General features: G+C 71.8%; 13 protein-coding genes and 1 tRNA gene. 1 reads left to right on the top strand and 13 read right to left on the bottom strand.

Features of this window, described 5'->3' with window-relative positions:
- Positions 1–344: 344 nt before the first annotated feature.
- The 11 genes from KKZ08_RS14200 to ehuB all read right to left on the bottom strand — a co-directional run bounded on the left by KKZ08_RS14200 (position 345) and on the right by ehuB (position 9,171).
- Entirely contained in the window at positions 345–1,046 is a 702-nt protein-coding gene (locus KKZ08_RS14200; protein ID WP_223774798.1) for a response regulator transcription factor, read from the bottom strand.
- Entirely contained in the window at positions 940–2,223 is a 1,284-nt protein-coding gene (locus KKZ08_RS14195) for a sensor histidine kinase (RefSeq protein WP_223774797.1), read from the bottom strand. Before KKZ08_RS14195 ends, KKZ08_RS14200 begins: the two co-directional genes overlap by 107 nt.
- A 109-nt stretch (positions 2,224–2,332) precedes the next feature.
- The gene (locus KKZ08_RS14190; protein ID WP_223774796.1) at positions 2,333–2,977 is read right to left on the bottom strand and encodes a response regulator transcription factor; all 645 of its coding nucleotides are present in this window, start codon (positions 2,975–2,977) and stop codon (positions 2,333–2,335) included.
- Positions 2,968–4,110 (bottom strand): sensor histidine kinase, encoded by a 1,143-nt coding sequence (locus tag KKZ08_RS14185; protein ID WP_223774795.1) that lies wholly within the window; start codon positions 4,108–4,110, stop codon positions 2,968–2,970. The genes KKZ08_RS14190 and KKZ08_RS14185 overlap by 10 nt, the downstream gene beginning before the upstream one ends.
- A gap of 22 nt (positions 4,111–4,132) precedes the next feature.
- Positions 4,133–4,822 carry a DedA family protein gene (locus KKZ08_RS14180; protein ID WP_223774794.1) on the bottom strand — a complete coding sequence of 230 codons (690 nt, stop codon included), beginning with the start codon at positions 4,820–4,822 and terminating at the stop codon, positions 4,133–4,135.
- A gap of 143 nt (positions 4,823–4,965) precedes the next feature.
- A tRNA-Lys gene (locus KKZ08_RS14175) sits at positions 4,966–5,039 on the bottom strand.
- Between the two features lie 63 nt (positions 5,040–5,102).
- Positions 5,103–5,861: an IclR family transcriptional regulator C-terminal domain-containing protein gene (locus KKZ08_RS14170; RefSeq protein ID WP_223774793.1), complete on the bottom strand. Its 759-nt coding sequence runs from the start codon at positions 5,859–5,861 to the stop codon at positions 5,103–5,105.
- A gap of 197 nt (positions 5,862–6,058) precedes the next feature.
- A complete protein-coding gene (gene ehuA / locus KKZ08_RS14165) occupies positions 6,059–6,874 on the bottom strand; it encodes an ectoine/hydroxyectoine ABC transporter ATP-binding protein EhuA (RefSeq protein WP_223774792.1) in 816 nt (271 codons plus the stop codon).
- Complete coding sequence (gene ehuD / locus KKZ08_RS14160; RefSeq protein WP_223774791.1) at positions 6,864–7,511, bottom strand: ectoine/hydroxyectoine ABC transporter permease subunit EhuD; 648 nt, start codon at positions 7,509–7,511, stop codon at positions 6,864–6,866. The genes ehuA and ehuD overlap by 11 nt, the downstream gene beginning before the upstream one ends.
- Entirely contained in the window at positions 7,508–8,239 is a 732-nt protein-coding gene (gene ehuC / locus KKZ08_RS14155; protein ID WP_223779048.1) for an ectoine/hydroxyectoine ABC transporter permease subunit EhuC, read from the bottom strand. Before ehuC ends, ehuD begins: the two co-directional genes overlap by 4 nt.
- On the bottom strand, positions 8,239–9,171 hold the full coding sequence (gene ehuB / locus KKZ08_RS14150; protein ID WP_223774790.1) for an ectoine/hydroxyectoine ABC transporter substrate-binding protein EhuB: 933 nt from the start codon (positions 9,169–9,171) through the stop codon (positions 8,239–8,241). Before ehuB ends, ehuC begins: the two co-directional genes overlap by 1 nt.
- Positions 9,172–9,276: 105 nt before the next feature.
- Between ehuB and KKZ08_RS14145 the strand changes: the two genes are divergently transcribed.
- The gene (locus tag KKZ08_RS14145; protein WP_223774789.1) at positions 9,277–9,777 is read left to right on the top strand and encodes a DUF3830 family protein; all 501 of its coding nucleotides are present in this window, start codon (positions 9,277–9,279) and stop codon (positions 9,775–9,777) included.
- A gap of 7 nt (positions 9,778–9,784) precedes the next feature.
- Here the strand turns inward: KKZ08_RS14145 and KKZ08_RS14140 are convergent, their stop codons facing one another.
- A complete protein-coding gene (locus tag KKZ08_RS14140) occupies positions 9,785–11,188 on the bottom strand; it encodes an amidase (RefSeq protein WP_223774788.1) in 1,404 nt (467 codons plus the stop codon).
- A gap of 18 nt (positions 11,189–11,206) precedes the next feature.
- Positions 11,207–12,163 (bottom strand): D-2-hydroxyacid dehydrogenase, encoded by a 957-nt coding sequence (locus KKZ08_RS14135; protein WP_223774787.1) that lies wholly within the window; start codon positions 12,161–12,163, stop codon positions 11,207–11,209.
- Between the last annotated feature and the right edge of the window lie 113 nt (positions 12,164–12,276).

Raw genomic sequence — 12,276 nt, 5'->3', positions numbered from 1 at the left:
CAGGCGGGTGACCTCCCCGTATGGGCGGCGCCGCCCCAGGCGGGTGGCGCGTTACCGCATGAGTGACGCCTCTCCGCACGGACTATGCCTCCGGGCGCGGGCGACGCCTCCCCGCACAGGTCACGCCCCTCCGCAAGGGAGACGCCTCACCGTAGGAGCGACGCCTCACGGCATGGGCAGCGCCTTCCGGCACGGGTAGCGCCTTACCGGACGGGTCACGCCCCTCCGCACGGGCAACACCTCCCGGGCAGGTGACGCCTCCCCAGGCGGATGACGCCATGCCGCACGGTCACGCCCCCCCGCCCGCGCAACGCCCCCCGCTCACCCCCGGCGGCCCCATCACCTCACCCCCCGACAGGCCCGCCACCCCCCTCCAGCTCGCCGGGGGCCACAAGGCCCGTCTCGTACGCGCAGATCACCGCCTGCACACGGTCCCGCAGCGCCAGCTTGGACAGGACGTTGCTGACGTGGGTCTTCACGGTGTGCTCGCTCACCACCAGGGACGCCGCGATCTCCGCGTTGCTCAGGCCGCGGGCCAGGAGGCGCAGCGTCTCCTCCTCGCGGGCGGTGAGCACCGCCAGCCGCGCGGCGGTCGGTGCGCCGCCCGTGGCCCGCGTGGTGTGTCTGCGGCGCACGATGTCCTCGACCAGGCGCCGCGTCACCGTCGGCGCGAGCAGCGACTCTCCGGCCGCGACGACCCGCACGGCGTGCACCAGGTCGTCCCTGCGGACGTCCTTGAGGAGGAAGCCGCTGGCTCCCGCGTACAGCGCCTCGTACACGTACTCGTCGATGTCGAAGGTGGTCAGCATGACCACCCGGCAGCCGGACCGCGCGCAGACCCGGCGGGCCGCCTCGATGCCGTCCATGCCCGGCATGCGGATGTCCAGGAGGAGTACGTCCGGGTCGTGCCGGCGCACCGCCGCGACGGCCTGCGCGCCGTCACCCGCCTCCGCGACCACCTCGATGCCCGGCTGCGCGTCCAGGATCATCGAGAAGCCGCTGCGCACCAGCTCCTGATCGTCGGCGACCACCACCCGGATGCTCATCCCCCAAGGATGCCGTGGGCAGGCGCGCCGCGACGCGGAATCCGCCATCGGGTGCGGGACCGCTCTCCGCGTGACCCCCGCAGGCGGCGGCGCGCTGATGGATTCCGACCAGCCCGTGGCCACCGGCCTCGCTCGCCGTGCCGCCAACCCCGTCGTCGGTGACGGTGACGCTCAACCAGGCCTCCTGCCAGTCGAGTTGGACCACGACATGGTCGGCGCCGGAGTGCTTCACCGCGTTCGTCAGCGCTTCCTGGACGATGCGGTACGCGGCCACCTCGACGTCCCCGTGCAGCGCGCGCGGCGGCCCGGACCGCGTCAACTCCACGCCCATCCCTGTCCGTCGGACCTCACGGACCACGTCGGACAGGGCGTCGAGCGTGGGTGGCGGTTCGCGTCCGCCCGCGGCGCTCCCGGGCTCCCGGAGCACGCCCAGGATGCGGCGCAGCTGCACCATCGCGTCGCGGCCCGCGGAGGCGATCGCGTCGAACGCGGCCTCCGCGCGCGGCGGATCGGCGCGTACCACCACGGGCCCGGCCTCCGCCTGCACCACCATCAGGCTCACGGCGTGAGCGAGGATGTCGTGCATGTCCCGTGCGATGGTGGCCCGTTCGAGGGCGACGGCGCGCGCGGTCTCGCGCTCGCGCTCCCGCTCCAGACGCCGGGCCCGGTCCTCCAGGGCGGCCGTGTAGGCGCCCTGGACACGGCTCAGGGAGCCGAGGGCGTACGCGCTGACGAGGCTCAGCAGGTGGAAGGGGTATTCGTACGGCTCCGCGCGCTCCTTGAACGCCATGGTGACCGCCGCCCCGACGAGCCACGCGGTGAGCATGACCCGCCGCTGCCAGGGCTTCGCGAGGGCCGCCACGGTGTAGAGCGCGACGAGCCCGCCGTAGACGATGTCGGGCGGCGGCCGGTGGTGGACCGCCATGGCCGGCGTGAAGAACGCGAGGACGCACGCGACGAGGAACGGCGCGCGGCGCCGCCACACCAGCGGTACCGCCGTGCCCGCGCCGAGCAGGAAGCCCGGCAGGGACAGCGCGTCCCCGCCCTCGTCGGGGAAGAGGAACTGGAGCGAGACGGCGAACAGCACGACGGCGGCGACCGCGACGTCGACCACGTACGGATGGGCGGCGCGCAGCCGGGCGGCGGGCAGCCTGGCAGGCCGGGGCGGAGTGGGCATACGGCGGCTCCTCGGGGCGGGAGGCCGTGCCAGTATCGGGCGGGCCGGGCGCCGCCGTCCTCACCGGTGCGGGGGATATCCGTGCACCGGTACGGCGCGGGGGACCGGCTCAGGACTCCAGGTAGCGCAGCACCGCGAGGACCCGGCGGCTGTAGCCGGTCGTCCGGGACAGGCCCAGCTTGTCGAAGATGGCGTTCAGGTTCTTCTCGACCGCGCTCAGCGAGATGTGCAGCTTCTGCCCGATGGCCGCGTTGGTGTGCCCCTCGGCCAGCGCCTCCAGGACGGTGCGCTCGCGCGGGGTGAGGCGGGTCAGCGGGTCGGCGTGCGTGGTGCGGATGAGCAGCTGCCGGACGACCTCGGGGTCGATGGCGGCGCCCCCGGCGTGCACCCGCTCCAGCGCGTCGAGGAACTCCTCGACCTGGGCGACGCGGTCCTTGAGGAGGTAGCCGACCCGTTCGGCGCTCGACGTGAGCAGCTGCGCCGCGTAGTTGCGCTCCACGTACTGGGAGAGGACCACCACACCGATCTCGGGGCGCAGCTCGCGGATGCGCACCGCGGCGCGCAGGCCCTCGTCGGTGTGGTCCGGGGGCATCCGGATGTCGGTGACGACGACGTCCGGGGTCTTCGCCCCGACCTCGGCGAGGAGCGCTTCGGCGTCGCCGACGGCGGCCAGCACCTCATGGCCCTCCTCGGCGAGCAGCCGGACCAGGCCCTCCCGCAGCAGGGTCGAGTCCTCGGCGAGGATTACGCGCACGGCAACTCCGCGGTGATCGTGGTGGGTCCCCCGAGGGGGCTGTCGACACGCAGTGTGCCGTCGAGCGCGGCGACCCGGCTGCCCAGCCCGGTCAGGCCGCTGCCCGAGGGGTCGGCGCCGCCGGTACCGGTGTCCCGGACGAGGACGACGAGGGAGGTCCCGTCCCCGTGTACGCGGACGAAGACCTCGTCGGCCGCCGAGTGCTTGGCGGCGTTGTTCACGGCCTCCGACACGACGAAGTAGGCGGCCGTCTCGACGGCGGATGGCAGCGGTTGCGGTACGTCGTACTCCATGCGCACGGGCAGCGCGCACCGCTCCGACACCCCGCCAAGCGCCTCGCGAAGGCCCAGGCTGTCGAGGGCGGTGGGGTAGACCCGCCAGGCCACCTCGCGCAGTTCGGTGAGGACTTCCTGCGCCTCTTTGTGGGCCTGTTCGAGCAGGGCGTCGGCGCGCTCGGGGGTGCGGCCCCTGCGGGCTCTGCCGAGCAGCATGGCGAGGGCGACGAGCCGCTGCTGGACGCCGTCGTGCAGGTCGCGCTCGACCCGGCGCCGCTCGACGTCGACGGCCCTGACCACCGCGGCACGGCTGGTGGCCAGCTCGTCGATGCGGCGCTGGAGCAGCTCCCGCTCGGAGGGGCCGAAGCACTCGCGGGCCAGGCGCGCGTCCTGCTCGGTGAGGGCGCGCAGGCCCTGCACGGCGAGGAAGAGGAGGGTGCCGCCGAGGACGACCTGGCCGAGTATGTCCACCCAGGTCATGGAGGTGTGGGTGAGCGACGCGGCGAAGATCCCGGCGAGGACCGCGCCGAAGTCGACCAGGCCGACCACGACCGCGCAGAGCAGTCCGGAGTACGTACGGGCCGCGAGGTAGCGCAGGATCTGCTGGTCACAGGCGCGGTGCTCGGGGAAGGCGTCGCGGAAGAAGAGGGAGCGGCGGCGCCGCTCGACCCCGGTGAGCCTGCGGGCGCCCGCGGCGAGCAGGGCGTGGGCGCGGGGGCGGGTGCGCGGCCAGAGCAGGAAGGCGCCGAGGGCGGCTCCCGCGAGGACGAAGTAGAGCAGGTTGAGCACGGCGGTGAGGCAGCCGACGAGCACACCGGCGACCCTGAGCAGGAACGGGGCGGCCACGGGCTGCTTCACGTCGTCCGACACTAGCGGACCCCTAGTCGCGACGGGTGCCGCGGCGGTGGCGGGCCGCGGCACCCGCGGGTGCCCGGCGGCGGGACCGTACGCGCACCGTCACGTACACGGCGACGGCCGCGAGGGCGAGGGCCAGGACGACCTTGGAGAGGACGCCCACGTACGTCCCGACCGTGTCCCACTGATCGCCCAGCCAGTAGCCGGCGAGGACGAGCACGGAGTTCCAGACCAGGCTGCCCAGCGTGGTCAGGGCCAGGAAGACCGGCAGCGGCATGCGCTCGACCCCGGCCGGCACGGAGATCAGGCTGCGGAAGATCGGCACCATGCGGCCGAGGAGGACGGCCTTGGTGCCGTGCTTGGCGAACCAGGCCTCGGTGCGTTCCAGGTCGGAGGCCTTGACCAGCGGGAGCTTCGCCCACAGGGCGTGCATGCGCTCGCGCCCGAACAGCACGCCGATGCCGTAGAGGGCGGCGGCGCCGACCACCGAGCCGAGCGTGGTCCAGAACAGCGCGGAGAACAGGGTGATGACTCCCTGCCCGGCGGCGAAGCCGGTGAGCGGCAGGATCACCTCGCTGGGCAGCGGCGGGAAGAGGTTCTCCAGTGCGATGGCGAGCCCGGCACCGGGGCCGCCCAGGGTGTCCACGAGATCGGCGGCCCACCCGGCGATGCCGCCGGCGGGCTCCTGGGGGAGGGCGAGAGTCATGAGGTCCATAGGGGAGACGCTAGAAAGCGCAGGTCGGCGGCGGTATGGGGGTTGCCGTTGAGTGAGGGTGCGGTTTTCCGCACCCCGGGTGCGGCGGAGGTACGCGAAAGGGCGTCCCCGGAGACCGGGAACGCCCTTTCGACATTCGCAAGTGCGCCGCCAGGGACTCGAACCCCGGACCCGCTGATTAAGAGTCAGCTGCTCTAACCAACTGAGCTAGCGGCGCCTGCTGACACGAAAATACTACCTGGTCCGAAGGGGTGCTCCTGACCACGGCCCGCGGGCCGGTTCAGATGGCCAGCGACAGCAGGACCGGCGCCGCCCCGCGGTTCAGCGTGTCCGCCGCCTCCCGCAGCCGGTGCGCGTGCTCGACGGGCAGGGACAGGGCGAGGCAGCCGACCGAGGAGCCGGCGGTGATGGGCACGGCGGCGCAGACCGTGCCGACCGCGTACTCCTGGAGGTCGAGGACCGGGACCGTGGCGGGCTGGGCGGCGAGGCGGTTGAGCAGGACCCGTTCGTTGGTGATCGTCCGCGAGGTGAGGCGGGCCATCTTGTGGCGGGAGAGGTGATCGCGGCGGCCGTTCACGTCGAGCTGGGTGAGCAGGCTCTTGCCGATGGCGCTGGCGTGCGCGGAGGAGCGGAAGTCCACCCATTCGTTGACCGCCGGGGTGCGGGGCCCGGCTGCGATGTCGGTGACGCGGATCTCGCCGTCGACGTAGCGGCTGATGTAGACCGCGGCGCCGATGGAGTCACGCAGGCCGTCCAGGGTGTGCCGGAGCTTCTCGCGCAGCGCCTCGTCGTGGTGGTCGGCCGAGGCGAGGCGGCTGAGGCACTGGCCGGTGACGTAGACCCCGTCGGCCGTCTGCTCGACGTATCCCTCGCGGCGCAGCATGCGGAGCAGGGGTGCCAGCCGGGTGGCGGGCAGGCGGGTCTCGCGGGCGAGCTCGACGGTGGTCACACCGGAGCCGTGCCGGGCGACCATTTCGAGCACCCGCAGGGCGCTCTGGACGGAGTCGTGCGGCGTGGTCGCCTGGTGCTTCAACGCCACGGCTTCCCCCTGCGTGGAGCGGTTCCGGACGGTCGGGCCCGTCCCACGATAGCCGCCAAGTGGCGCACCAGGAGCGGCTGTTGACGAGATTGGCGGCGCGCTCCGGCCCGTCAGCAGGAACGCGCCACCCTGGCATATGCCAGCGTCATGCCCCAGGCGCGGGGCCTCGGCCGATGTCCCGCGCCTGGGGCCGACGGTCACAGCACCGCGCTGAGGAACTCGCGGGTCCGCTCGTGCTCGGGCTCGGTGAAGATCTTCTCCGGGGTCCCGGACTCGATGACCCGGCCCGAGTCGAACATCAGCACTTGGTCCGAGATGTCCCGCGCGAAGTTCATCTCGTGGGTCACGCAGAGCATCGTGATGTCCGTGGTGTGCGCGATGTCACGCAGGACGTCCAGGACGCCCGCCACCAGCTCGGGGTCGAGCGCGGACGTCACCTCGTCGAGCAGCAGCACCTGCGGGCGCATCGCGAGGGCCCGCGCGATGGCGACCCGCTGCTGCTGGCCGCCGGAGAGCTGCGTCGGGTACGCGTCGCAGCGGTCGCCGAGGCCGACCAGGTCGAGCAGTTCACGGGCGCGCTGCTCGGCCTCGTCCTTGGACAGGCCGAGGACGTTGACGGGTGCCTCGGTGATGTTCCGGAGCACCTTCATGTTCGGGAAGAGGTTGAACTGCTGGAAGACCATCCCGATGTTCTTGCGGACCTCGCGGACGTGCTTCTCGCCGGCCGGGACGAGCTTGCCGTTCTTCTCCTCGTGGGTGAGGTAGTTGCCGCCCACCTTGATCGTGCCCTGCTCCGGCCGCACCAGCGTCATCAGGAGCCGCAGGATCGTGGTCTTCCCGGAACCGGAAGGTCCGATGAGCGTCACGTGCTTGCCGGAGGCGACGGAGAAGTCCAGCTCGTCCAGGACGACGTTCGAGCCGTAGCGCTTGACGACCTTGTCGAAGCGGATCAGCTCGCTGCCGTCGACGGCGGGGTTGGGGATTTCCTGGGAAGTGCTGCTGTCAGCGGACAAGGCGACGCTCCAAAGCTCGCAGAAGGACAGAGGCCGGGTAGGCGATGACGATGAAGGCGACACCGACCACGCTGATCGCCTCGTAGGTGAAGGTCGCCTGGCTGTAGCCCTGGGCCTGGCCCAGCATGTCGAGCGCGCCGATGGCGGCCATCTGCGGCGACTCCTTCAGCATGATGATCACGTAGTTGCCGAGCGCCGGGATCACCCGGCGCACCGCCTGCGGCAGGATCACGGACGTCCAGGTGCGGCGCCTGGAGAGGCTGAGCGCGGTCGCCGCCTCCCACTGGCCGGCGGGCACACCCTCGATCCCGGCGCGGTAGACCTCCGAGGTGTACGTCGAGTAGTGCAGCCCGAGGCCGACGATGCCCGTGGTGAGGGGAGACATGGAGGGGCCCCACTGAGGCACCACGTAGAACAGGAAGAACAGCTGCACCAGCAGCGGGGTGCTGCGGATGAACTCGGTGACGGCGGTGACCGGCCACCGGATCCACTTCTTCTCCGAGCGCTGCGCGATCGCCCAGACCAGGCCCAGCGAGAAGGCGATCAGGGTGCCGAAGAACAGCGCCTGGAGGGTGAGTTCCACGCCGTCCCAGAAGAGCGGCATGAAGTCGTCGACATGCGACCAGTTCCAGTTCACTTGGCAGCCCCCGTACCGGCGACGACGTCGATCGACGACTTGGCGCGCATCCCGCTGAACAGGCCCGTCTTCTCGGGCGCCTGGCCGACCCGTTTCTTGGCGTGCCGCTCCAGGAGCCGCATGCCGCGCGTGAGGACGAACGCGAGGACGAAGTACAGGACGAGCAGCAGCGTGTAGATCGGCGCGCTCTCGTTCGTGACGAGTCGCAGCAGGTCACCGGCGAAGGTCATGTCGGCCACCGCGATGAGGGACACCAGTGAGGTGCCCTTGAGCAGCTCGATGAGCAGGTTGTTGAATGGCGGGATCATCTCCGGCCAGGCCTGCGGGAGTTCGATGCGGCGCAGCCGCTGGAACGGCGTGAAGTTCAGGGCGATGCCCGCCTCGCGCTGCGCGGGCGGCACCGCGGCGAGCGCGCCGCGCACGATCTCCGAGGCGTAGGCCCCGTAGGTGATGCCGAGTGCCAGCACGCCCGCGAACATCGGCTGGAAACTGATGCCGAAAACCGGCGGGACCGTGAACGCGATCCAGTACATGAAGACCAGTGACGACGTACTGCGGAAGATCTCGAAGTAGGCCCCGGCGAGGAACCGCACGATCCAGAGCCGGTTCGTGCGCAGCACACCGATCGGGAAGGCGATCACGAAGGCGAGGGCCGCGCTGAGGAAGGTGACCTGGAGGGTGATCCAGATACCGGGCAGGAACCAGTTCCCGAAGAACTCCGACGACATCATGAGGAGACGCCCTTCACCGGGGGACACAGCTTCCGCAGGGTCAGGTCCGTCATCTCGGCCTCGGTGAAACCGAACGGCTTGACGATCCGCAGCAGCTCGCCGCTCTTCTTGAGCTTGTGCAGCTCCTTGTTGAAGGCGTCCCGGAGGTTCTTCTCGGACAGCCGGAAGGCGAAGCCGCCCGCGCCGTAGGCCGGCTTGCCGTCGACCTCCGGCTGGAAGGGCTTCGTCGCCTCGACCCGCGGGTTCTTCCTGATCACCGTGCGTACGGTGACGTTGGTGCCGGCGAAGGCGTCGACGCGGCCCTGGGCCACGGCGTCGAGCCCCGCCACCTGGTCGGGCAGGACGAGGACGTCCTTCACACCCGCGGCCTTGGCGTAGTCGATCTCCGCGTAGGCGGTGCCGCTCGCCAGCTTCAGGCCCTTCTCCGCGATGTCCTCGTACGTCCTGATGCCGTGCGGGTTGCCCTTCTTCACGATGAAGGAGTCGAGCATGAGGTAGTCGGGGTCGGAGAAGAGGACCTGCTCGCACCGCGTGGGGTTGATGTACATGCCCGCCGAGACCACGTCGAACTGCCGTGCCTGCGTCAGCCCGGGGATCAGCGCCCCGAACTTGGTGGGAACGGCCTTGACCTCGGGCACGCCGAGGCGCGGGAAGATGACCTTGGCGATGGCCGGCGCCTCGCCGGTGACCTCGCCGTCCTCGTCGATGTATCCGAACGGGACCTCGCCCGCGACGCCGATCCTGACCGTGCCGCTGTCACGCAGCCGCTCCAGCAGGTCGCCCCCCTGAACCTTCCCCTCCTCGGGCACCCGGCTGCACGCCGAGAGCCCGAACGCGCCAAAAGCCGCCCCGCCCGCTCCGGTGAGCAGGGCGCGGCGGCGAACCGCTCTGCCAGTGATTCCCTCGTTGTTCCCAAGTGGTGGAGCCATGGGCGCGCGGCTACCCGACTCGACGCCACATATGCCGGTGAATTCCGGCCCCTGATGCGATCGTTGTGCTCCCGGCGTCTTGACCCGGGGAGGAACATGGGATTCATGGCAGACCGATTCATCGAAGTCTCCCTCGCCGAGCGGGGAGTCCAGTGCACGGCCAGGCTGCTGGACGACCGGGCCCCGGTGACCTGCGCGGCGGTGTGGGAGGCACTTCCGCTCGGGTCCGACGTCTACCACGCGAAATACGCGCGCAATGAGATCTACGCCCTCTTCCCGGCTTTCGCGGACCGCGAGCCGCCCCTGGAGAATCCGACAGTCACCCCCATTCCGGGCGATCTCTGCTATTTCTCCTTCTCCGGTACGGAATTGGGGACCCCGGCGTATGGCTACGAACCCGAGGCCGACGTGCGGGCCGGCACCACCGTCGTCGACCTCGCCCTCTTCTACGAACGGAACAACCTGCTCCTGAACGGCGACGTCGGCTGGGTGCCCGGCATCGTCTGGGGGCAGATCGTCGACGGCCTCGACCGCATGGCCGAGGCCTGCAACGACCTGTGGCGCGCGGGCGCGCAGGGCGAGACGCTGAACTTCCGCCAGGCCTAGGCCCCGCTCAGCCGAGCACGGGCGGCGCGACACCGACGCCGCCCGCCTCGTACAACGCGTGCGCAGCCCGCAGCACCACCGTGTCGGCATGCCGCGCGCCCACGATCTGCACCCCGATCGGCAGCCCCTCCTCGTCCACCCCGCAGGGCACGGTCGCCGCGGGCTGCTGGGTGAGGTTGAAGGGGTACGTGAACGGCGTCCAGCCCGTCCACCGCCGGTGCCCGGAGCCCTTGGGGAACTCGGCGCCCGCCTCGAACGCCGTGATCGGCAGCGTCGGCGTCACCAGCAGGTCGTACGCCGAGTGGAAGCGGCCCATGCGGCGCCCGAGATCCACGCGGACGTCGACCGCCGCGAGGTAGTCAAGCGCGCTGTACCGCGCGCCCTGCCCGCAGATCTCCCGCAGCCCCGGGTCGAGCAACTCCCGCCGGTCGGGCGCCAGCTGCTGCACGACGCGCGCCGCCCCGCTGAACCACAGGGTGTGGAAGGCCTCCACCGGTTCCGAGAAGTCGGGGTCGGCCTCCTCCACGTACGCCCCCTGCGCGGCGAGGGACTCCACCGCCCGCCGCACGGCCGCCGCGACGGCGGGCCGCACCGCGACCTGGCCGCCCAGCGAGGGCGAGTAGGCGACGCGCAGCCCGCGCACACCGCCGTCCAGGCCCGCGCGGAAGCTCCCGGCCACCGCCCCGAGCTGGGACCAGTCCCGCGGGTCGGGGCCCGTGATCACCTCCATCATCAGCGCCGCGTCCGCCGCGTCCCGCGTCATCGGCCCCACGTGGGAGAGCGTCCCGAAGGGGCTCGCGGGGTACAGCGGCACCCGGCCGTACGTCGGCTTCAGCGCGAAGATCCCGCAGAACGACGCCGGGATGCGCACCGAGCCACCGCCGTCCGTGCCCAGCGACAAGGGGCCCGCGCCGACCGCCACGGCCACCGCGCTGCCGCCGCTCGAGCCGCCCGAGGTGCGCGAGGTGTCGTACGGATTGCGGGTGATGCCGCTGCGGGGGCTGTCCGTCACGCCCTTCCAGCCGAACTCCGGGGTCGTCGTGCGGCCGATGAACACCGCGCCGTGCTCCCGCAGCCGCGCCACCGAAGGGGCGTCCTCGTCCCACTCGCCCTCCGCGCGGATGGTCCGCGAGCCCCGCAGGGTCGGGCCGCCGCGCAGCAGCAGGAGGTCCTTCACCGACACCGGTACGCCGTCCACCAGGCCCTGCGGCTCCCCGCGCCGCCACCGCCCGGCACTGGCCTCGGCCTGGGCCAGTGCGGTCTGGGCCTCGATCCGCACGAAGGCGTTCACCAGGGGCTGGGTCTCCTCGGCCCGCCGCAGCGCGGCGCGGACCACGTCGACCGGGCTGAATTCGCCCTTGCGGTATCCGTCGACGAGTCGTACGGCGGTGAGATCCGTGAGTTCGGACATCCGGCCTCCTAGTCGTGATCAGTGCCCCGGGACATACCCACGTTCCTTGTCGACCACGTTCCGCAGCGGCCGACCCGCCGCCCAGGACTCGTACAACTCGACGAACTGGGCGCCCAGTTCATCGCGCCAGCCGACCGTGTCGCCGCTCATGTGGGGGGAGACCAGCAGCCCCGGTGCCGTCCACAGCGGGCTGTCCCCGGGCAGCGGCTCGTGCGCGAAGACGTCGAGGGCCGCACCCGCGACCCACCGCTTCGACAGGGCGGCCACCAGGTCGTCCTCGACGACGAGGGGGCCGCGGCCGATGTTGATGAAGTGCGCCGAGGGCTGCATGACGCCGAAGCGCCGGGCGTCGAACATGCCGCGCGTGTCGTCGGTGAGCGGCGCCGCGCACACCACCCAGTCGGCGCGCGCGAGCAGCCGGTCCAGCTCCTCGGCGCCGTGCACCCCCGGGCGCGGCGCGCGGCCCACCAGGGCGGTGGTGACGCCGAGCGCCTTGAGGGTCCGCGCGACGGCCCTGCCGATCGGTCCCGAGCCCACCACGCACGCGCGCGTGCCCGCGACCCGCCGCGACTCGCGGTGGCGCCAGGAGCGCTCGCGCTGGAGCTCCAGGGTGCGCGGCAGGTCCTTGGCCAGGGCGAGGACGAGCGCGGCGACGTACTCCGCGATGGGCTCGTCGAAGACGCCGCGCGCGTTGGTCACCACGGTGTCGCAGGCGGCGAGTTCGGGGCACATCAGGTGGTCCACGCCCGCGCTCGCGGTGTGCACCCAGCGCGGCCGGGAGCCCTCGCCCGGCCAGGCGCGGCGCACCGCGTCCGAGGCGAAGTCCCACACCAACAGCACGTCCGCGAGCGGCAGTCGGGCGGCGAGGCCGGCCTCGTCGGTGTGCAGGATCCGGGCGCGGCCGGTCAGGCTGCCCAGGCGCGGCGGCGGCGTCGGGGGAGCGGCGTCAAGGACGAGCACGGTGGTGGTGGCCAAGGGGGTTCCGCTTCCCTGAAGAGGTACGGCGCAGCCGTCTGAAAGGTGCGGATTGACCACGCTCGCACCCGAACCTACCTTCGTCAACAGAGGCACCGTGGCAGCGGTGCCGC

Origin of the sequence: Streptomyces sp. 135, assembly GCF_020026305.1 — a bacterium.
Classification (GTDB): domain Bacteria; phylum Actinomycetota; class Actinomycetes; order Streptomycetales; family Streptomycetaceae; genus Streptomyces.
The sequence above is the reverse complement of the archived record's forward strand: the minus strand, read 5'-3'. Positions and strand labels throughout refer to the sequence as shown.

Excerpts from the sequence above, each read along its gene's own strand:
- KKZ08_RS14180 (WP_223774794.1), bottom strand. The coding sequence starts at position 4,822 with ATGGACCTCATGACTCTCGCCCTCCCCCAGGAGCCCGCCGGCGGCATC.
- ehuB (WP_223774790.1), bottom strand. The coding sequence starts at position 9,171 with ATGGCTCCACCACTTGGGAACAACGAGGGAATCACTGGCAGAGCGGTT.
- KKZ08_RS14145 (WP_223774789.1), top strand. The coding sequence starts at position 9,277 with ATGGCAGACCGATTCATCGAAGTCTCCCTCGCCGAGCGGGGAGTCCAG.
- KKZ08_RS14140 (WP_223774788.1), bottom strand. The coding sequence starts at position 11,188 with ATGTCCGAACTCACGGATCTCACCGCCGTACGACTCGTCGACGGATAC.
- KKZ08_RS14195 (WP_223774797.1), bottom strand. The coding sequence starts at position 2,223 with ATGCCCACTCCGCCCCGGCCTGCCAGGCTGCCCGCCGCCCGGCTGCGC.
- ehuC (WP_223779048.1), bottom strand. The coding sequence starts at position 8,239 with ATGTCGTCGGAGTTCTTCGGGAACTGGTTCCTGCCCGGTATCTGGATC.
- KKZ08_RS14200 (WP_223774798.1), bottom strand. The coding sequence starts at position 1,046 with ATGAGCATCCGGGTGGTGGTCGCCGACGATCAGGAGCTGGTGCGCAGC.